The 20,488-nt window shown below is 50.7% G+C and carries 16 protein-coding genes and 3 pseudogenes; 10 read left to right on the top strand and 9 right to left on the bottom strand.

Going from position 1 to position 20,488, the window contains the following annotated elements; all coding sequences use genetic code 11:
• Position 1 precedes the first annotated feature (1 nt).
• The 3 genes and pseudogenes from yieE (at position 2) to cirA (ending at position 4,841) form a co-directional block, all read left to right on the top strand.
• Positions 2 to 883: a DNA-binding transcriptional regulator YeiE gene (yieE, locus tag ABZJ92_RS06855; RefSeq protein ID WP_000548291.1), complete on the top strand. Its 882-nt coding sequence runs from the start codon at positions 2 to 4 to the stop codon at positions 881 to 883.
• A 205-nt stretch (positions 884 to 1,088) separates the two neighbouring features.
• Complete coding sequence (lysP, locus tag ABZJ92_RS06850) at positions 1,089 to 2,558, top strand: lysine-specific permease (RefSeq protein ID WP_000534384.1); 1,470 nt, start codon at positions 1,089 to 1,091, stop codon at positions 2,556 to 2,558.
• Positions 2,559 to 2,849: 291 nt separating this feature from the next.
• A pseudogene (cirA, locus tag ABZJ92_RS06845) lies at positions 2,850 to 4,841 on the top strand (catecholate siderophore receptor CirA).
• A gap of 31 nt (positions 4,842 to 4,872) precedes the next feature.
• On the opposite strand, the pseudogene yeiG reads toward cirA, so the two are convergent.
• Positions 4,873 to 5,708, bottom strand: a pseudogene (gene yeiG / locus ABZJ92_RS06840) (S-formylglutathione hydrolase).
• Positions 5,709 to 5,965: 257 nt separating this feature from the next.
• Between yeiG and folE the strand changes: the two are divergent.
• From folE to mglC, 6 genes are all read left to right on the top strand, one after another.
• Positions 5,966 to 6,634: a GTP cyclohydrolase I FolE gene (gene folE, locus ABZJ92_RS06835; protein ID WP_001139613.1), complete on the top strand. Its 669-nt coding sequence runs from the start codon at positions 5,966 to 5,968 to the stop codon at positions 6,632 to 6,634.
• Positions 6,635 to 6,650: 16 nt separating this feature from the next.
• Positions 6,651 to 7,727: a DUF418 domain-containing protein YeiB gene (gene yeiB, locus ABZJ92_RS06830; protein ID WP_000440871.1), complete on the top strand. Its 1,077-nt coding sequence runs from the start codon at positions 6,651 to 6,653 to the stop codon at positions 7,725 to 7,727.
• A gap of 141 nt (positions 7,728 to 7,868) precedes the next feature.
• Entirely contained in the window at positions 7,869 to 8,909 is a 1,041-nt protein-coding gene (gene galS, locus ABZJ92_RS06825; protein WP_000628659.1) for an HTH-type transcriptional regulator GalS, read from the top strand.
• A 279-nt stretch (positions 8,910 to 9,188) separates the two neighbouring features.
• Positions 9,189 to 10,187, top strand: coding sequence for a galactose/glucose ABC transporter substrate-binding protein MglB (gene mglB, locus ABZJ92_RS06820; protein WP_001036964.1), 999 nt, complete (start codon positions 9,189 to 9,191; stop codon positions 10,185 to 10,187).
• Between the two features lie 60 nt (positions 10,188 to 10,247).
• Complete coding sequence (gene mglA / locus ABZJ92_RS06815; RefSeq protein WP_000255039.1) at positions 10,248 to 11,768, top strand: galactose/methyl galactoside ABC transporter ATP-binding protein MglA; 1,521 nt, start codon at positions 10,248 to 10,250, stop codon at positions 11,766 to 11,768.
• A gap of 15 nt (positions 11,769 to 11,783) precedes the next feature.
• Positions 11,784 to 12,794 carry a galactose/methyl galactoside ABC transporter permease MglC gene (gene mglC, locus ABZJ92_RS06810; RefSeq protein WP_001275115.1) on the top strand — a complete coding sequence of 337 codons (1,011 nt, stop codon included), beginning with the start codon at positions 11,784 to 11,786 and terminating at the stop codon, positions 12,792 to 12,794.
• A 35-nt stretch (positions 12,795 to 12,829) separates the two neighbouring features.
• Here the strand turns inward: mglC and preA are convergent.
• The 7 genes and pseudogenes from preA to ABZJ92_RS06775 form a co-directional block, all read right to left on the bottom strand.
• Positions 12,830 to 14,043, bottom strand: a pseudogene (preA, locus tag ABZJ92_RS06805) (NAD-dependent dihydropyrimidine dehydrogenase subunit PreA).
• Complete coding sequence (gene preT, locus ABZJ92_RS06800) at positions 14,037 to 15,275, bottom strand: NAD-dependent dihydropyrimidine dehydrogenase subunit PreT (protein WP_001136324.1); 1,239 nt, start codon at positions 15,273 to 15,275, stop codon at positions 14,037 to 14,039. The pseudogene preA and the gene preT overlap by 7 nt, the downstream one beginning before the upstream one ends.
• Before the next feature lie 193 nt (positions 15,276 to 15,468).
• Positions 15,469 to 15,708: a DUF2542 family protein gene (locus ABZJ92_RS06795; protein WP_000383096.1), complete on the bottom strand. Its 240-nt coding sequence runs from the start codon at positions 15,706 to 15,708 to the stop codon at positions 15,469 to 15,471.
• 2 nt (positions 15,709 to 15,710) lie between these two features.
• Positions 15,711 to 16,430: an outer membrane permeability protein SanA gene (gene sanA, locus ABZJ92_RS06790; protein WP_000920064.1), complete on the bottom strand. Its 720-nt coding sequence runs from the start codon at positions 16,428 to 16,430 to the stop codon at positions 15,711 to 15,713.
• Positions 16,431 to 16,579: 149 nt separating this feature from the next.
• On the bottom strand, positions 16,580 to 17,464 hold the full coding sequence (gene cdd, locus ABZJ92_RS06785) for a cytidine deaminase (RefSeq protein WP_000553555.1): 885 nt from the start codon (positions 17,462 to 17,464) through the stop codon (positions 16,580 to 16,582).
• A 129-nt stretch (positions 17,465 to 17,593) separates the two neighbouring features.
• Positions 17,594 to 18,289: a CidB/LrgB family autolysis modulator gene (locus ABZJ92_RS06780; protein WP_000968208.1), complete on the bottom strand. Its 696-nt coding sequence runs from the start codon at positions 18,287 to 18,289 to the stop codon at positions 17,594 to 17,596.
• On the bottom strand, positions 18,286 to 18,684 hold the full coding sequence (locus ABZJ92_RS06775) for a CidA/LrgA family protein (protein WP_001295452.1): 399 nt from the start codon (positions 18,682 to 18,684) through the stop codon (positions 18,286 to 18,288). Before ABZJ92_RS06775 ends, ABZJ92_RS06780 begins: the two co-directional genes overlap by 4 nt.
• A gap of 238 nt (positions 18,685 to 18,922) precedes the next feature.
• Here ABZJ92_RS06775 and dusC point away from each other — a divergent pair, with 238 nt between their 5' ends.
• Positions 18,923 to 19,870 (top strand): tRNA dihydrouridine(16) synthase DusC, encoded by a 948-nt coding sequence (gene dusC / locus ABZJ92_RS06770; protein ID WP_005085206.1) that lies wholly within the window; start codon positions 18,923 to 18,925, stop codon positions 19,868 to 19,870.
• Positions 19,871 to 20,240: 370 nt separating this feature from the next.
• On the opposite strand, the gene yohP is transcribed toward dusC, so the two are convergent.
• Positions 20,241 to 20,324, bottom strand: coding sequence for a small membrane protein YohP (gene yohP, locus ABZJ92_RS06765; RefSeq protein WP_000691708.1), 84 nt, complete (start codon positions 20,322 to 20,324; stop codon positions 20,241 to 20,243).
• Positions 20,325 to 20,488: the final 164 nt, after the last annotated feature.

The following is a 20,488-nucleotide window of genomic DNA, read 5'->3' as shown; positions in this document are numbered from 1 at the left end:
TATGCACATCACCCTCCGGCAGTTGGAAGTTTTTGCAGAAGTATTGAAAAGTGGATCAACCACCCAGGCGTCGGTGATGCTGGCGTTGTCGCAATCAGCAGTGAGCGCAGCCTTGACTGACCTGGAAGGGCAGCTTGGCGTTCAACTGTTTGATCGCGTGGGGAAAAGACTGGTTGTTAATGAACACGGGCGGCTGCTCTATCCGCGAGCGTTGGCACTGCTTGAACAGGCGGTTGAAATCGAACAACTGTTTCGCGAAGACAACGGCGCGATTCGTATCTATGCCAGTAGTACCATCGGTAACTACATTCTGCCTGCAGTTATCGCCCGTTATCGCCATGATTATCCGCAGTTGCCGATTGAACTTAGCGTTGGGAACAGCCAGGACGTGATGCAAGCGGTGCTGGATTTCCGCGTTGATATTGGCTTTATTGAAGGACCGTGCCACAGCACTGAAATCATTTCTGAACCGTGGCTGGAAGACGAGCTGGTGGTTTTCGCCGCGCCGACTTCGCCGTTGGCTCGTGGTCCGGTCACCTTAGAACAGCTGGCCGCTGCGCCGTGGATCCTGCGTGAACGCGGTTCCGGCACGCGGGATATTGTCGATTATCTGTTGCTGTCACATTTACCGAAGTTTGAGATGGCGATGGAATTAGGTAACTCCGAGGCAATCAAACATGCGGTGCGTCATGGGTTGGGAATTAGTTGCCTGTCGCGACGTGTGATTGAAGATCAATTGCAGGCAGGCACATTAAGTGAAGTTGCGGTCCCTCTGCCGCGCCTGATGCGTACGTTGTGGCGTATACATCATCGGCAAAAACACCTTTCCAACGCGCTACGGCGCTTTCTGGACTATTGCGATCCCGCAAATGTGCCGCGTTAAGTTGCTGTACAAGAACATGCTGGTGCTGTGTCGATTTCGTGACGCAGCGCCTTCAGCATGCATTCGCCAGAAAAGAGATTGGCTGCTTTACTTATAATCCCTGGGCGATCATGAAGGTGTCTTATAACCGTGTATTTCTGCCGGAAGGATTGCCAATCGTCTGCTACAATCGCGCCATCATTTTTAAGATGGATAGCATTTTTGTATGGGTTCCGAAACTAAAACTACAGAAGCGCCGGGCTTACGCCGTGAATTAAAGGCGCGTCACCTGACGATGATTGCCATTGGCGGTTCCATCGGTACAGGTCTTTTTGTTGCCTCTGGCGCAACGATTTCTCAGGCAGGTCCGGGCGGGGCATTGCTCTCGTATATGCTGATTGGCCTGATGGTTTACTTCCTGATGACCAGTCTCGGTGAATTGGCTGCATATATGCCGGTTTCCGGTTCGTTTGCCACTTACGGTCAGAACTATGTTGAAGAAGGCTTTGGCTTCGCGCTGGGCTGGAACTACTGGTACAACTGGGCGGTGACTATTGCCGTTGACCTGGTTGCAGCACAGCTGGTCATGAGCTGGTGGTTCCCGGATACACCGGGCTGGATCTGGAGTGCGTTGTTCCTCGGCGTTATCTTCCTGTTGAACTACATCTCTGTTCGCGGCTTTGGTGAAGCGGAATACTGGTTCTCACTGATCAAAGTCACGACAGTTATTGTCTTTATCATCGTTGGTGTGCTGATGATTATCGGTATCTTCAAAGGCGCGCAGCCTGCGGGCTGGAGCAACTGGACAATCGGCGAAGCGCCGTTTGCTGGTGGTTTTGCGGCGATGATCGGCGTAGCTATGATTGTCGGCTTCTCTTTCCAGGGAACCGAGCTGATCGGTATTGCTGCAGGCGAGTCCGAAGATCCGGCGAAAAACATTCCACGCGCGGTACGTCAGGTATTCTGGCGAATCCTGTTGTTCTATGTGTTCGCGATCCTGATTATCAGCCTGATTATTCCGTATACCGATCCGAGCCTGCTGCGTAACGATGTTAAAGACATCAGCGTCAGTCCGTTCACCCTGGTGTTCCAGCACGCGGGTCTGCTCTCTGCGGCGGCGGTGATGAACGCAGTTATTCTGACGGCGGTGCTGTCAGCAGGTAACTCCGGTATGTATGCGTCTACTCGTATGCTGTACACCCTGGCGTGTGACGGTAAAGCGCCGCGCATTTTCGCTAAATTGTCGCGTGGTGGCGTGCCGCGTAATGCGCTGTATGCGACGACGGTGATTGCCGGTTTGTGCTTCCTGACCTCCATGTTTGGCAACCAGACGGTATACCTGTGGCTGCTGAACACCTCCGGGATGACGGGTTTTATCGCCTGGCTGGGGATTGCCATTAGCCACTATCGCTTCCGTCGCGGTTACGTATTGCAGGGACACGACATTAACGATCTGCCGTACCGTTCAGGTTTCTTCCCACTGGGGCCGATCTTCGCATTCATTCTGTGTCTGATTATCACTTTGGGCCAGAACTACGAAGCGTTCCTGAAAGATACCATTGACTGGGGCGGCGTAGCGGCAACGTATATTGGTATCCCGCTGTTCCTGATTATTTGGTTCGGCTACAAGCTGATTAAAGGAACTCACTTCGTACGCTACAGCGAAATGAAGTTCCCGCAGAACGATAAGAAATAAGTTTCCTCCCTTCCTTGCTAAGCCCTCTCAACCGAGAGGGCTTTTTCAATTCCATTTCCCTGACAAATCATGCGGATATAAAATTTAACATTTGGATTGATAATTGTTATCGTTTGCATTATCGTTACGACGCAATCAAAAAAGGCTGACAAATCAGAGGCTGTTCCGGCTTTCTGGGATGATCACCTGCATACAAATAAGTCCACCGCGATGCTGCCGTACGCAAGGGGACGTAAAGAAGATGTGAGCGATACCCATTTTATTTTCGTAGTTACCTCATGGAGATATGGAATGTTTAGGTTGAACCCTTTCGTACGGGTCGGGCTGTGTTTGTCCGCTATTTCTTGTGCATGGCCTGTGTTAGCGGTCGATGATGATGGCGAAACGATGGTTGTCACTGCATCTTCCGTGGAACAAAATCTTAAAGATGCACCCGCCAGTATCAGCGTCATTACCCAGGAAGACCTGCAGCGAAAACCGGTACAGAATCTGAAGGATGTCCTCAAAGAAGTGCCTGGCGTACAACTGACGAACGAAGGGGATAACCGTAAGGGCGTTAGTATTCGTGGTCTGGACAGCAGCTACACCCTGATTCTTGTCGACGGTAAACGCGTTAACTCCCGCAATGCCGTCTTCCGCCACAATGATTTCGATCTGAACTGGATCCCGGTCGATTCCATCGAACGTATTGAAGTGGTTCGTGGCCCGATGTCGTCGCTATACGGCTCCGATGCGCTCGGCGGTGTAGTGAATATCATCACCAAAAAAATCGGTCAGAAATGGTCGGGTACCGTTACCGTCGATACCACCATTCAGGAACATCGCGATCGCGGTGATACCTATAACGGTCAGTTCTTTACCAGTGGACCATTAATTGATGGTGTGCTGGGAATGAAAGCTTACGGCAGCCTGGCAAAACGTGAAAAGGATGACCCGCAAAACTCAACGACCACCGATACCGGAGAAACGCCGCGTATTGAAGGATTCTCCAGCCGCGACGGCAATGTCGAATTTGCCTAGACACCGAATCAAAATCACGATTTTACTGCCGGATACGGTTTCGACCGTCAGGATCGTGATTCCGATTCGCTGGACAAAAACCGCCTGGAACGCCAGAACTACTGCGTCAGCCATAATGGGCGTTGGGATTACGGCACCAGCGAACTGAAATCCTACGGTGAGAAAGTCGAGAACAAAAACCCTGGCAACAGCAGCCCGATAACTTCCGAAAGCAATACGGTCGACGGCAAATACACGTTGCCGCTGACGGCGATTAATCAGTTTCTCACGGTTGGCGGTGAATGGCGTCACGACAAACTTAGCGATGCGGTGAACCTGACCGGGGGAACCAGCTCCAAAACGTCTGCCAGCCAGTACGCGCTGTTTGTGGAAGATGAATGGCGGATCTTCGAGCCGCTGGCGCTGACGACCGGCGTGCGTATGGACGATCACGAAACCTACGGTGAACACTGGAGTCCGCGTGCCTACATGGTTTATAACGCCACCGACACCGTAACGGTGAAAGGGGGCTGGGCGACGGCATTTAAAGCACCTTCTCTGTTGCAACTTAGCCCTGACTGGACGAGCAATTCCTGCCGTGGCGCATGTAAGATTGTGGGTAGCCCGGATCTGAAACCAGAAACCAGCGAAAGTTGGGAGCTGGGGCTTTACTACATGGGTGAAGAAGGCTGGCTGGAAGGGGGTGAATCCAGCGTTATCGTTTTCCGTAACGATGTGAAAGATCGTATCAGCATCAGCCGTACGTCTGACGTCAACGCTGCACCGGGCTACCAAAACTTTGTTGGTTTTGAGACGGGCGCTAACGGACGGCGCATACCGGTATTTAGCTACTACAGCGTTAACAAAGCTCGTATTCAGGGCGTGGAAACCGAACTGAAAATTCCGTTCAACGATGAATGGAAACTGTCGATCAACTACACCTACAACGATGGTCGTGATGTCAGCAACGGCGAAAACAAACCGCTATCCGATCTGCCGTTCCATACTGCTAACGGTACGCTGGACTGGAAACCGCTGGCGCTGGAAGACTGGTCATTCTATGTTTCTGGTCACTATACCGGGCAGAAACGCGCCGACAGCGCGACGGCTAAAACACCGGGCGGTTATACCATCTGGAATACCGGCGCGGCCTGGCAGGTGACTAAAGACGTCAAACTGCGCGCAGGCGTGCTGAACCTTGGCGACAAGGATCTCAGTCGTGACGACTACAGCTATAACGAAGACGGACGTCGTTACTTTATGGCAGTGGATTATCGCTTCTGATGAGAAGATGCCCGGCGAACCGGGCGGACTTTCACTTCAGTAAATACTGCGCATGGAAGCGCAGGTGATCCTCTATAAAAGAGGCGATGAAGTAGTAACTGTGATCATATCCCGGCTGAATACGCAGCGTCATCGGCCACGCTTTCTGGCGCGCGGCTTCTGCCAATACCGCAGGTTGCAACTGGTCGGCAAGAAACTGATCATTATCGCCCTGATCGATAAGCGTCGGGATCGCATCCTGCGCGTTACTGGCATACATCAGCGCGCAACTATCCCATTCCAGCATGCATTTTTGTCCTCACCTAAATAGGTGCTAAACGCTTTGATTCCCCACGGGACGCTGCACGGATTCACAATGGGCGCAAAGGCCGAAACGCTGGTGTATTTACCCGGATTTTTCAGCGCCATAATCAGCGCACCGTGACCACCCATTGAGTGACCGCTAATGGCGCAGCGGTCGCTGACATTAAATTGCGACTGAACCAGCGCCGGTAATTCATCGCGCAGATAATCATACATCCGGTAATGCGTCGCCCACGGCGGTTGCGTGGCATTAAGATAAAAGCCTGCGCCCTGGCCTAAATCGTAGCCATCGTCGTTGGCAACCTTTTCGCCGCGCGGGCTGGTGTCTGGCATCACCAGTACAATCCCCAGTTCCGCCGCTACCCGCTGGGCACCCGCCTTGGTGGTGAAGTTCTCGTCATTGCAGGTTAATCCGGAAAGCCAGTACAGCACTGGTGGCGGGGTGTGATCACGAGGGGGGGGGAGAAAGATACTGAACGTCATCGGGCAGTTTAAGGTACTGGAGTCGTGTCGCCAGCGTTGCTGCCAGCCTTCAAAACAGCGGTGCTCTTCGAGCATTTCCATGCGTGGCTCCTTGTTGTGTTGTTTGCAATTTCTTCATCATACCGTTTATTCAATGTGCTGTGAGTAACTTTCACTTCCGTATTTGCATAACGATGTTTTAACATCTGCTGATGAAAGGCAGCGGCAATTACAATAATTATCGCTGTGAATACTGGATTATGTGCGCCGCCTCACGCACAATAATCAAGCTGTAAATCAGCTTAATAACTTTGCCCCCACGCAGGGTGGAGGCGTCACACCTGCAGGAGAAATCATAAATGCCATCACTCAGTAAAGAAGCGGCCCTGGTTCATGAAGCGTTAGTTGCGAGAGGACTGGAAACACCGCTGCGCCCGCCCGTGCATGAAATGGATAACGAAACGCGCAAAAGCCTTATTGCTGGTCATATGACCGAAATCATGCAGCTGCTGAATCTCGACCTGGCTGATGACAGTTTGATGGAAACGCCGCATCGCATCGCTAAAATGTATGTCGATGAAATTTTCTCCGGTCTGGATTACGCCAATTTCCCGAAAATCACCCTCATTGAAAACAAAATGAAGGTCGATGAAATGGTCACCGTGCGCGATATCACTCTGACCAGTACCTGTGAACACCATTTTGTTACCATCGATGGCAAAGCGACGGTGGCTTATATCCCGAAAGATTCGGTGATCGGTCTGTCAAAAATTAACCGTATCGTGCAGTTCTTTGCCCAGCGTCCGCAGGTGCAGGAACGTCTGACGCAGCAAATTCTTATTGCGCTACAAACGCTGCTGGGCACCAATAACGTGGCTGTCTCGATCGACGCGGTGCATTACTGCGTGAAGGCGCGTGGCATCCGCGATGCAACCAGTGCCACGACAACGACCTCTCTTGGTGGATTGTTCAAATCCAGTCAGAATACGCGCCACGAGTTTCTGCGCGCTGTGCGCCATCACAACTGATTAAAAGGCAGGAACCATGGAGCGCAACGTCACGCTCGATTTTGTTCGCGGCGTCGCCATTCTGGGGATCCTGCTATTAAACATCAGCGCCTTTGGGCTACCAAAGGCGGCTTATCTCAATCCCGCCTGGTACGATGCTATTACGCCGCAGGATGCATGGACCTGGGCATTTCTCGATCTCATCGGCCAGGTGAAATTCCTCACGCTTTTTGCGCTGCTGTTTGGTGCTGGCCTGCAAATGTTGCTGCCCCGTGGCAGACGCTGGATCCAGTCGCGGTTAACGCTGTTAGTCTTGTTGGGCTTTATTCACGGTTTATTGTTCTGGGACGGCGATATTCTGCTGGCTTACGGGCTGGTGGGGCTTGGCGTTTTGCTGTTATTGGGGCTGATTTCCGACAGCCAGACCAGCCGCGCCTGGACGCCGGATGCATCGGCTATTTTGTATGAAAAATACTGGAAGCTTCACGGCGGCGTTGAAGCGATCAGTAATCGTGCCGATGGTGTTGGCAACAGTTTACTGGCACTGGGCGCACAGTATGGCTGGCAACTGGCAGGGATGATGCTCATTGGTGCGGCGCTGATGCGCAGCGGCTGGCTGAAAGGGCAGTTCAGCTTACGTCACTATCGTCGTACTGGTTTTGTGCTGGTGGCGATTGGGGTGACCATTAACCTTCCTGCCATCGCCCTGCAATGGCAGCTGGACTGGGCGTATCGCTGGTGTGCCTTCTTACTTCAAATGCCGCGGGAACTGAGTGCGCCGTTTCAGGCGATTGGCTATGCGTCGCTGTTTTATGGCTTCTGGCCGCAATTGAGCCGCTTTAAGCTGGTGCTTGCGATCGCCTGCGTCGGACGGATGGCGCTGACCAACTATCTATTGCAAACGCTGATTTGTACCACGCTTTTTTACCACCTCGGTTTGTTTATGCATTTTGACCGCCTGGAGCTGCTGGCGTTTGTTATTCCGGTATGGCTGGCGAATATCCTCTTCTCTGTTATCTGGCTGCGTTACTTCCGCCAGGGGCCGGTGGAATGGCTCTGGCGTCAGTTAACTTTGCGTGCTGCCGGACCGGCAATATCTAAAACATCAAGATAACGATCTGGATTACATTCGTTAACAAAACGGCTGTAACCGTTTCCATTGCTGTGACTCGATTCACGAAGTCCTGTATTCAGTGCTGACAAAATAGCCGCCAGCAAGCAGTCATTTACTGCAATCTCATAACAGGTAGTGAATATGATCACCATTCGTGATGTAGCGCGTCAGGCTGGCGTCTCTGTGGCAACGGTTTCCCGGGTGCTCAATAACAGCACGCTGGTCAGTGCCGACACGCGTGAAGCAGTAATGAAAGCCGTGAGTGAGCTGGATTATCGGCCAAACGCCAATGCCCAGGCGCTGGCAACTCAGGTTAGCGACACCATTGGCGTGGTGGTGATGGACGTTTCTGATGCGTTTTTCGGCGCGCTGGTAAAAGCGGTGGATCTGGTCGCCCAGCAGCATCAGAAATACGTGCTAATCGGCAATAGCTATCATGAAGCGGAAAAAGAGCGTCACGCCATTGAGGTGTTAATTCGCCAGCGTTGTAATGCGTTGATTGTTCACTCAAAAGCATTGAGTGACGATGAACTGGCGCAATTTATGGATAACATTCCCGGTATGGTGTTAATCAACCGCGTTGTGCCGGGGTACGCCCATCGTTGCGTTTGCCTGGATAATCTCAGCGGTGCCCGAATGGCGACGCGCATGTTGCTGAATAACGGTCATCAACGTATTGGTTATCTTTCTTCCAGCCACGGCATTGAAGATGACGCCATGCGTAAAGCAGGCTGGATGAGTGCGTTGAAAGAGCAGGATATTATTCCGCCGGAAAGCTGGATTGGCACTGGTACGCCGGACATGCCGGGCGGTGAGGCGGCGATGGTTGAACTGCTGGGGCGCAATCTACAACTTACCGCTGTATTTGCTTATAACGACAATATGGCCGCTGGCGCACTGACAGCATTAAAAGATAATGGCATTGCGATTCCGTTACATCTCTCAATCATCGGTTTCGATGATATTCCCATCGCCCGTTACACCGACCCGCAATTAACGACCGTGCGTTATCCCATTGCTTCAATGGCTAAATTAGCCACCGAACTGGCCTTGCAGGGGGCAGCAGGCAATATTGATCCTCGTGCCAGCCACTGTTTTATGCCGACGTTAGTGCGTCGCCATTCTGTCGCAACGCGCCAGAATGCGGCGGCGATCACTAACTCAACAAATCAGGCGATGTAACCGCTTTCAATCTGTGAGTGATTTCACAGTATCTTAACAATGTGATAGCTATGATTGCACCGTTTTAATGTTGTAACCCGTATGTAACAGTGAATAATCACTTTCACCGAGGTAATAGCGTCATAACAACAATTAAAGCCGTTTTCTGGAGCGTTACCGGGCATGGAAGAACGAATTTTAAAAAGTGAGCTTCGGCGTTCAGTAACACTTCATTAACTCTACTGCCCCGCCGAGCATTTATCTCAAGCACTACCCTGCATAAGAAAAACCGGAGATACCATGAATAAGAAGGTGTTAACCCTGTCTGCTGTGATGGCCAGCATGTTATTCGGTGCCGCTGCACACGCTGCTGATACTCGCATTGGTGTAACAATCTATAAGTACGACGATAACTTTATGTCTGTAGTGCGCAAGGCTATTGAGCAAGATGCGAAAGCCGCGCCAGATGTTCAGCTGCTGATGAATGATTCTCAGAATGACCAGTCCAAGCAGAACGATCAGATCGACGTATTGCTGGCGAAAGGGGTGAAGGCACTGGCAATCAACCTGGTTGACCCGGCAGCTGCGGGTACGGTGATTGAGAAAGCGCGTGGGCAAAACGTGCCGGTGGTTTTCTTCAACAAAGAACCGTCTCGTAAGGCGCTGGATAGCTACGACAAAGCCTACTACGTTGGCACTGACTCCAAAGAGTCCGGCATTATTCAGGGCGATTTGATTGCTAAACACTGGGCGGCGAATCAGGGTTGGGATCTGAACAAAGACGGTCAGATTCAGTTCGTACTGCTGAAAGGTGAACCGGGCCATCCGGATGCAGAAGCACGTACCACTTACGTGATTAAAGAATTGAACGATAAAGGCATCAAAACTGAACAGTTACAGTTAGATACCGCAATGTGGGACACCGCTCAGGCGAAAGATAAGATGGACGCCTGGCTGTCTGGCCCGAACGCCAACAAAATCGAAGTGGTTATCGCCAACAACGATGCGATGGCAATGGGCGCGGTAGAAGCACTGAAAGCACACAACAAGTCCAGCATTCCGGTGTTTGGCGTCGATGCGCTGCCAGAAGCGCTGGCGCTGGTGAAATCCGGTGCACTGGCGGGCACAGTACTGAACGATGCTAACAACCAGGCGAAAGCGACCTTTGATCTGGCGAAAAACCTGGCCGATGGCAAAGGTGCGGCTGATGGCACCAACTGGAAAATCGACAACAAAGTGGTCCGCGTACCTTATGTTGGCGTAGATAAAGACAACTTGGCTGAATTCAGCAAGAAATAAGACTGATTGGGCGCAGTCGTTTACTGCGCCCTTATTGTATGGCCAACAAGGTAAAATTATATGGTCAGCTCAACGACTCCGTCTTCCGGGGAATACTTGTTGGAAATGAGCGGTATCAACAAGTCCTTTCCTGGTGTTAAGGCACTTGATAACGTTAATTTAAAAGTCCGGCCACATTCTATCCATGCATTAATGGGGGAAAACGGTGCAGGAAAATCGACATTATTAAAATGCCTGTTTGGTATTTATCAAAAAGACTCCGGCACCATTTTATTCCAGGGTAAAGAGATCGATTTCCATTCCGCCAAAGAGGCACTGGAAAATGGTATTTCGATGGTACACCAGGAGTTAAACCTGGTATTACAACGTTCGGTGATGGATAACATGTGGCTGGGGCGATATCCCACCAAAGGCATGTTTGTCGATCAGGACAAAATGTACCGCGAAACCAAAGCGATTTTTGATGAACTGGATATTGATATCGATCCGCGTGCGCGCGTCGGCACATTATCCGTTTCGCAAATGCAGATGATCGAAATCGCCAAAGCGTTTTCCTATAACGCGAAAATTGTGATTATGGATGAACCGACTTCTTCGTTAACCGAAAAAGAGGTCAATCATCTGTTCACTATTATTCGTAAATTAAAAGAGCGCGGCTGCGGTATTGTTTATATCTCGCATAAAATGGAAGAAATCTTCCAGTTATGTGATGAAGTTACCGTATTGCGCGACGGTCAGTGGATCGCCACCGAACCGCTGGCAGGACTGACGATGGACAAGATCATCGCCATGATGGTTGGGCGTTCTCTTAATCAGCGTTTTCCTGACAAAGAAAACAAGCCGGGCGAAGTCATCCTCGAGGTGCGTAACCTAACGTCACTGCGCCAGCCGTCGATTCGCGATGTCTCGTTTGATCTGCATAAAGGGGAGATCCTCGGTATTGCCGGGCTGGTGGGGGCGAAACGTACCGATATTGTTGAGACGTTATTTGGTATTCGCGAGAAATCGGCTGGCACCATTACGTTGCACGGCAAACAGATCAATAACCATAATGCCAACGAAGCCATAAACCACGGATTTGCACTGGTAACTGAGGAGCGCCGCTCAACGGGAATTTATGCCTATCTGGATATTGGTTTTAACTCGTTAATTTCCAATATTCGCAACTACAAAAATAAAGTTGGTTTACTGGATAACTCGCGGATGAAAAGCGATACCCAGTGGGTGATTGATTCGATGCGGGTAAAAACGCCGGGTCATCGGACGCAAATTGGTTCGCTCTCCGGTGGTAATCAGCAAAAGGTGATTATTGGTCGCTGGCTACTAACGCAACCAGAAATATTAATGCTCGATGAACCGACGCGCGGTATTGATGTCGGGGCGAAGTTTGAAATTTATCAGTTAATTGCCGAACTGGCGAAGAAAGGCAAGGGGATTATTATTATCTCCTCTGAAATGCCTGAGTTGTTAGGGATAACAGACCGTATTCTGGTCATGAGCAATGGTCTCGTTTCCGGAATTGTCGATACAAAAACAACAACGCAAAACGAAATTCTGCGTCTTGCGTCTTTGCACCTTTAAGATTAGGGGCTTCCCATGAGTGCGTTAAATAAGAAAAGTTTTCTTACTTACCTGAAAGAGGGCGGTATTTACGTCGTTCTTTTAGTTTTGCTGGCGATTATTATTTTCCAGGACCCAACATTTTTAAGTCTGTTGAACTTAAGTAATATTCTCACCCAGTCATCGGTGCGTATTATTATCGCGCTCGGTGTGGCAGGGTTAATTGTCACCCAGGGGACCGATCTTTCTGCTGGTCGTCAGGTAGGGCTGGCGGCAGTGGTGGCTGCGACATTATTGCAGTCCATGGATAACGCCAACAAAGTGTTCCCGGAAATGGCGACGATGCCGATTGCGCTGGTTATTCTGATTGTCTGTGCCATTGGTGCGGTGATCGGTTTGATCAACGGTCTGATTATCGCTTATCTCAACGTGACGCCGTTCATTACCACGCTCGGCACGATGATCATCGTCTATGGCATCAACTCGCTCTATTACGACTTTGTCGGGGCGTCGCCAATTTCTGGTTTTGACAGTGGCTTCTCTACCTTTGCTCAGGGCTTTGTCGCGCTGGGGAGTTTCCGTCTCTCTTACATCACCTTCTACGCGTTGATTGCGGTGGCGTTCGTCTGGGTGTTGTGGAACAAAACCCGCTTCGGTAAGAACATTTTTGCCATTGGCGGTAACCCGGAAGCGGCAAAAATATCTGGTGTCAACGTCGGCCTGAACCTGCTGATGATCTACGCGTTGTCTGGCGTGTTCTATGCCTTTGGCGGGATGTTAGAAGCCGGACGTATCGGCTCTGCCACCAACAACCTCGGCTTTATGTATGAGCTGGATGCTATCGCGGCGTGCGTGGTAGGCGGTGTATCGTTCAGCGGCGGTGTGGGGACGGTGATTGGCGTGGTGACCGGGGTAATTATTTTTACCGTCATCAACTATGGCCTGACGTATATCGGCGTAAACCCATACTGGCAGTACATCATCAAAGGGGCGATTATTATCTTCGCCGTAGCGCTGGATTCACTGAAATACGCGCGTAAGAAGTGATGTGATTGCGGATATTGCCGGATGCGTCTCTGGTTTTACAACGTTACCGGGTGTTCTTTCTCGCCTTTCTTAAACTTCACTTCCCCGAGCTCAATACAACCCACCGGGCAGACGTGACCACAAAGCAGACAACCCACACATTTCTCGGTATTACAATGCGGTGTGCGGGTTTTCTCGCTCCATTCCATCGCCTGGTGACCGCCGTCGTAACAGGAAATATAACAGCGTCCACAGCCAACACATTTGTCAAGATTGATACGGGGATAGACAATATAACTGCGGTCTAAATCTTCCGCCGGGACAATATTGTTATTCGCCAGACCTACCATCTCCTGCAACGAATCAAATCCCTGATCGGCGAGATAATGCGATAACCCGCTCGCCATATCTTCTACGATGCGATAGCCGTACTGCATAATGCCGGTGGTGACCTGTAACGTTGCTGCGCCGAGCAATAAAAACTCCGCCGCATCTTCCCAGGTTTCAATGCCGCCGATACCGCTGATTGGGAAATCGCGCAGTTCTGGATGGGTGCGCATTTGCTGAATGAAGCGCAGGGCGATCGGTTTTACCGCTTTACCGGAATATCCGGAAATACTCGATTTACCGTTAACGATCGGCATACCGATTTTCTGATTAAGATCGATATTGGTGATGGATTTAACGGTGTTAATTGCCGCAATGCCATCTGCGCCGCCGCGCTTCGCCGCCAGCGCCACTTCGCACATATCACCGATATTCGGCGTCATCTTCGCCAGCATTGGCAGCGTGGAACCCCGTTTCACTGCCCGACAATATTTTTCTACCAGCTCCGGGCTTTGCCCGACATCGCTACCCATCGCATGAGAAGTCATTTGCGGACAGGAGAAGTTACACTCGATCATATCCGCGCCAGCTGCTCCCATTGCTGCTCATTTTCCCCCATGATCGAAGCGATCAATACTTTGTCCGGGTAATCTTCCTTCAGCCGACGCAGGGCGGTCAGATTCTCTTCCAACGGATGTTCAGCAATCTGCTCCATATTTTTGAAGCCGATAAAACCGGTATCTTCTTTCACCAGATGATCAAAACGCGGCGAGACTTCGTTGGCGATAAAAAAGCCGATCGTTTTAAACACCACACCGCCCCAACCTGTGTCGTAGGCTTTGGCACACATCTCATAGCAGTTGCCTACCGGCGAAGAAGAGAGGCAGAACGGGTTGGGAAAGTTCACGCCGCAAAAAGTAATCGAAAGATCTTTCGTTAACATGAGCAAGCTCCCTCTAAATAGTGATGAATCGCCTCGGCGGCTTCTTTCCCGGTTTTCACGGCATAGACCACGGTTTTGTCACCCTCAACAATATCGCCAGCAGCAAAGACTTGCGGATCGCGGATCTGATAATTTTGTGTTTTGATGGTGTTACGCTGCTGCTCTAACTCCGCAAAGGCATCCAGTCTGGCATGCTGACCGACGGCGAGAATAATTTTATCTGCCGCCATCGTCAGTTCGCCTGATAACCGTACATGCTTAAACGTGACTTTATTGCCTTCCACGGCTACTGGCGTGAATCCATCGATGATCGAAACGCCCAGCTCCCGGGCGCTGGCAAACTCTTTTTCGCTTGCCGGAAACTCATCTAACTCTTCACGTGCTACGCAAGTTACCGCCTGACAGCCGAGAACTTTCAGCGTGCTGGCTACGTCCATCGCGACATCACCGCCGCCGATAATTAATGCGCTTTGTGGAATGCTGATATCGCCTTGCGCCTGTCGTACACGTTGCAGGAAGTCGACGGCAATCTCAACGTCGCTATGCTCAAACAGCGGTAGCCCGGAACCGCTTGATAACCCCACGGTGACCAGTACCGCGCGGTTTTCCGCTTTCAGTTGCTCCAGGGTGAGTGTTTTACCGATTTCGTTATTGCACTTAATGGTCACGCCCATTTTTTCAATACGGGCGATCTCTGCATCCAGCACTGATTGCGGTAACCGGAATTGCGGAATACCGTTACGCAACCAGCCACCGGGGTGCGCTTCTTTCTCATAAATCGTGACGTCATAACCCTGGTTTGTCAGTGTCACACTGGCCTGCAATCCGGCAGGACCTGCGCCAATAATCGCGACTTTGCCGAGCGTTTTAGTACCGGGCTGATAAATTTCCATCCCGGTTTGTTGTTCAAAATCAGTAACAAAACGCTGTAAGCGGCCGATATCAATGGGAGCATCAACACCGGCACGGGTACAACCGCTTTGGCATAATTTCTCCGTCGGGCACACTCTGGCACAAACGGCACCGAGGGCATTATTTTCGCGAATTGTCTCGGCAGCGCCTTTAAAATTACGAAAGTAGATTGAGCGAATAAATTTCCCCGGATCGGTCTGTGCCGGGCAAGCCTGACTACAGGGAGCGTCGTGACATAATAAACAGCGAGAGGCTTCTTTAATCGCCAGTAACGGCGTAAAAGCCGGAGTGAGTTCATCCAGATAATTTTGTTGCGGCATGTGATCTTCCTTAATGCTATGAGTAATTATGGCGAACGCTAAATAAATATTGCGTGCTGATATTAAGGCTATGCGCGTGGGGAAATTTAAGCTGTGAAAGGATTCACAAATAGCTGCGGTTCAGAATGTTATATCCGCAGCTTATTGAGTGAAGTAATAATTATTCTCAATAATTAACAGAAAAGAGAAAATATTAACGATAGAAAATAAGATAAACAATCATGCCGATAGATAAAATTCCGAAGCCAATATATGCCACCATATAAGCGAAGAAGAGTCCGGGATTTTTTGCTCGCCAGACATACACCGGTTCCGGTGCATTTTTAACCCGTTTATCAATCGCGCCTGCGCGCCAGCCTTTCCATGCTTCGCGGAAACAAAATATCGGGATAAGGAAAAAAACGGCAACGACAAAAAACTGCTGTACATCCATAACTACTTTCCTTGTTTCTTTTGTAATTCAAGTAACTGTTCGGGTGTAACGGCGGGATACCCCTGCGCATCTTCCGGCACCTGGTGCATAGCCGGAATAGGGACCAGCGGCCCTAAAAAACGCGGTTCACGTTTAAAAATATAAAGGTCAGCCAGCGCACCGAAACGGGCGGCAAATTCGCGAATACGTACTGACAGCATATCTTTCGGTGACGGTACGGCATAACACTGAGCCTGAATCCCCATATGCAGCGCAATAAATAATGCTCGCTCACAGTGGAAACGTTGGGTGATAATAATGAAATCATTAGTATCGAAAACTTTGCGTGTACGCACGATGGAATCCAGCGTACGAAAGCCTGCGTAATCGAGAACAATATCTGATGGGTCGACACCAGCAGCGATTAAATCTTTGCGCATGGTCATCGGCTCGTTATAACTTTGCAATGCGTTATCGCCGCTCAGTAATAGATAATTTACCTTACCGCTGTTATAGGCATTAATCGCTCCTTGAATGCGGTAGCGATAATACTGATTAATAACGCCGGTACGATAATATTTTGCTGTGCCGAGCACCACGCCGACCTGGCGGTAGGGGAGATCCTGCAATTCGTCGTAGATATAAGGCGCGGTTTTCCAGCTCATCCAGCGATCGAGGCCGAGCACAGTCAACAGCAGCAAGCCGATCAGGACTAACAGGCTGAGGAACACGCGCTTTAACATGCAGGAGACTCGAGCTAAGGAAAATTTCCATCAGGCTACTTTACCCGCTGGTTTTGCGCAAGAAACGGCAAACTGTTTGCCGGGAATTTCGACACCAGGAGAGGGCTGGCAAGCCGGACAAGGCGTTCACGCCGCATCCGGCACCAGGCTTAAGCGAGAAGCACGCGGTCGATACTGTGACAGCCGAGAGCTTTCAGCGTTGCGGAGGTGGCATCCCACTGAATCAACGGCGCATCGGCTTTTTCTGCCAGAACCGCGCGCTGGATATCCGGGTAATCATAACCCTTGAGATTCAACAGAATTAACGCCCCCTGCAACGGCGGCAGAGTCGGGTTGAATGCGGCGTTTTCAGCGTAGCTGCCGCTGAAAATACGACCGTCTTTACATTCCAGCGCGACACCGCTTGGTGACTTACTGTAAGGCATGTGCGAACGGTTTGCCGCTGCAATCGCCGCCTGAGAAAGCGCATCACCAGTCAGCGCATAGCCGTGATCCTGCTCGTCCATCAGCAGCGTTTTAATCTCCAGATCTTTCGGCCCAAAGGCATCCGGCAGATAGTCACGCAGCGCGTGTGCCTCGCGGCCCGGCAAATGAATACGCAGATCCAGACCGCTGTTCAGTTCATTCATAAACTGACGGCAGTGACCACAAGGCGTATAGTTAACGGTGATGGCTGCAAGCGCTTTTTCACCACTCAACCAAGCGTGGCTGATCGCGCTTTGTTCGGCATGAACGGTTTGCTGCATTGTTGCACCAATAAATTCCATATTGGCACCAAAATACCAGGTTCCGCTCACACCGCGCGCAATTGCGCCAACATTAAAATTCGACAATGGCGTACGCGCACAGGCCGCCGCCAGCGGAAGTAGTGCGAATGCCAGCGCGTCTTCGTCCAGTCCCGTTGCGCTCTTCAGCGATGAGACTTGCTCCCCGGTCAACAAAGCGGGGAAGTACTTGTCTGCCAGAATAGGTTCCAGTGCAGATTGCAAGTTATCCGCAAGTTGGGCAAAAGCGGTTTGAAAACGTGGATGCATGGCGTTGCCTCATAATCATGTAATGGGATAACAGTTTACGAACCCGTTATGGCTTTATATGTGATCTGAATCTCATTAATTATGCAACACGTGAAACTTACATCAAAAATGCGCGACGTATCGCAAATTTTAGCCCATTACTGCCAGAATAATCGGGAAAAGGAACGGTGCGATCAGCGAAGTAATTATCCCGCATAACACCAGCGCTAGCGAACTAAATGCACCTTCCTGATAATCCAGCTCGGCGCAGCGCGCCGTACCGAGGGCGTGCGAGGCAGTCCCCATTGCCAGACCGCGCGCAGCTTTGGTACGAATACGCATCGCATTAAGCAATGTATGGCCAAATACCGCGCCGAGGATGCCGACGAAAATCACGCAAACTGCGCTGATTGCCGGAATACCGCCAATACTGCCGCCAACCGCCATTGCAATAGGCGTGGTGACTGATTTCGGCAGGATTGACGCGGCGATTTCCGGTGAAGCGCCCATCAACAATGCCACGGAAGTCCCCGTCACCATCGCAACCACGCTGCCGATAAAACAGATGGTGATGATCGATTTCCAGCGCGCGCGGATCTGGTGTAGCTGCTCATATAAAGGATAGGCCAGCGCGACGACCGCCGGTTGCAGCAGATCGTTTAGCACTTCGCTACCTTTAAAGTAACTGTCGTAAGAGATGCCGGTCAGCATTAAAAAAGGAATGATCACCACCATTGCTACCAGCAACGGGTTAAGCAGGGGAAACTTATACCGTGCCGCCAGTTTGCGGGCGGCAAAAAAGACAATCAACGTCAGCGGTAATGACCACCAGATATTCGCCATCATTCTTCTGATCCTTTCTGACCTACGACTTTACGTTCACCGTGTACCAGTTGTGAACTCCAGCTCACCACCAGAAAAACCACCAGCGTACTGACAGCACAGGAAACCACTACCGGGCCAAACTGCGCGCGGAGCAAATCAAAATATTGCATGACGCCTACGCCAATCGGCACAAACAATAGCGCCATATAGCGAATCAGTACGTAGCACCCCGGATTGACCCATTTCGCCGGAAGAATTTGCAAGGCCAGCAGGACAAACAGGATCAGCATCCCGATGATGCTGCCCGGAATGGTTACCGGTAGCAGGGAAGCAATGAAAATGCCTGCATACAGGCAGGCATAAATCAGGACGAAAGCGCGTAAATATTGCCAGATAATGTTCAGTGTCTTACTCATAATCAACACCCCAGATGAGATGGATTCATCATACAATTAATTCGTAAAACGTGCTACCGATCACATTAAGAAATCAGCGCTTATTTTTTCGCTACCCGGTATTACGCAATGAGCAGCGAACTCAGGCATACATCAAGCATAGAGAGGGATTGCAGTTTGCAGCAATCCCTCTTTGCAGACCTTTAATCCGCTGACCATAGGCGCTAACATAGCGCCTCATTTTTTTGCGGGTGATGATATGCGTGTGTTACTGGCACCGATGGAGGGAGTGCTTGACTCTCTGGTGCGTGAATTGCTGACCGAAGTTAACGACTACGATCTGTGCATCACCGAGTTTGTCCGCGTGGTGGATCAACTGCTGCCGGTAAAAGTCTTTCATCGCATTTGCCCTGAGCTACAAAACGCCAGCCGGACACCATCTGGTACGCTGGTGCGCGTGCAGTTGTTAGGTCAGTTCCCACAATGGCTGGCAGAGAACGCCGCCCGTGCGGTGGAGTTAGGTTTCTGGGGCGTGGATCTCAATTGCGGCTGCCCGTCGAAAACGGTTAACGGTAGCGGCGGCGGGGCGACGTTACTCAAAGATCCTGAACTCATCTACCAGGGGGCAAAAGCGATGCGTGAAGCTGTACCGGCGCATTTGCCTGTCAGCGTGAAAGTGCGTCTGGGCTGGGACAGCGGTGAGAAGAAATTTGAAATCGCCGATGCGGTTCAACAGGCTGGCGCTACGGAGCTGGTGGTGCATGGGCGGACGAAAGAGCAGGGTTACCGCGCGGAGCATATTGACTGGCAGGCGATTGGCGAGATTCGCCAGCGGCTGAATATTCCGGTGATTGCCAACGGTGAAATCTGGGACTGGCAGAGCGCGCAACAATGCATGGCGATCAGCGGCTGCGACGCAGTGATGATTGGTCGCGGGGCGCTCAATATTCCCAACCTGAGCCGGGTGGTAAAATATAACGAACCGCGAATGCCGTGGCCGGAGGTGGTTGCTTTGCTGCAAAAATATACCCGTCTGGAAAAGCAGGGCGATACCGGGTTATATCACGTTGCGCGGATTAAACAGTGGTTGAGTTATTTGCGTAAAGAATACGATGAAGCAACGGAATTATTTCAGCATGTTCGGGTGTTGAATAACTCCCCTGATATTGCAAGGGCTATTCAGGCAATTGATATCGAGAAACTCTAAAAACCATAGTGATGTTTTTGACAATGTGTTAGCTCTTTATCAATAGGCCGCACGGTTGTTTGGTGGCGTCAAAATCGCCGAGGCGTTCCCTGAAGGCCGGGGCAGCCCACATGGATGTGGGCTGAGGGCGCGTTTTACAGGGATGTTACCTCGCGCCCGACCCGGTAGCCGTAAGGGATAAGCCGAGGGCACCGCGCAGCGGCGATTTTGTTCGCCAGAGCCCGGGGGGGCAGGGGGCGGCGGCGATTGGTCGCCCCCTGCGCGCTCCTTGCGCCAGTGATTATATGAAGCAATGCACATGACAGGAGCGCAACAGGATGAGAGACTGAAATATTCTCGTTATTTTCGGATCTGATGACATTAATTAATTTTAAAATATCATCTTAAATACGCCAGTCACCACCAGTAGCCCAATCAGGAAAATAATCAATACAGCCCAGAGTATAATTTTCATTGGCGTTCCTTTATTTGTGAGTGCTGAATAAGTATAGGAAAAAACGAAGCCCTTTGCCGTTATCCATAAACGATTAAGATAAATCGGAAGATATCATTTACTTAGTCTATATTTTTCTGGGTATGTCGTTTTATTGCTACTGATGTATTGCCACGCGAAACTAA

It is taken from the genome of Shigella sp. FJ200513 (genome assembly GCF_040495915.1).
Lineage (GTDB): Bacteria > Pseudomonadota > Gammaproteobacteria > Enterobacterales > Enterobacteriaceae > ECMA0423.
Note: the sequence above shows the minus strand (reverse complement) of the source record. Positions and strands in the feature narration are given on the sequence as shown.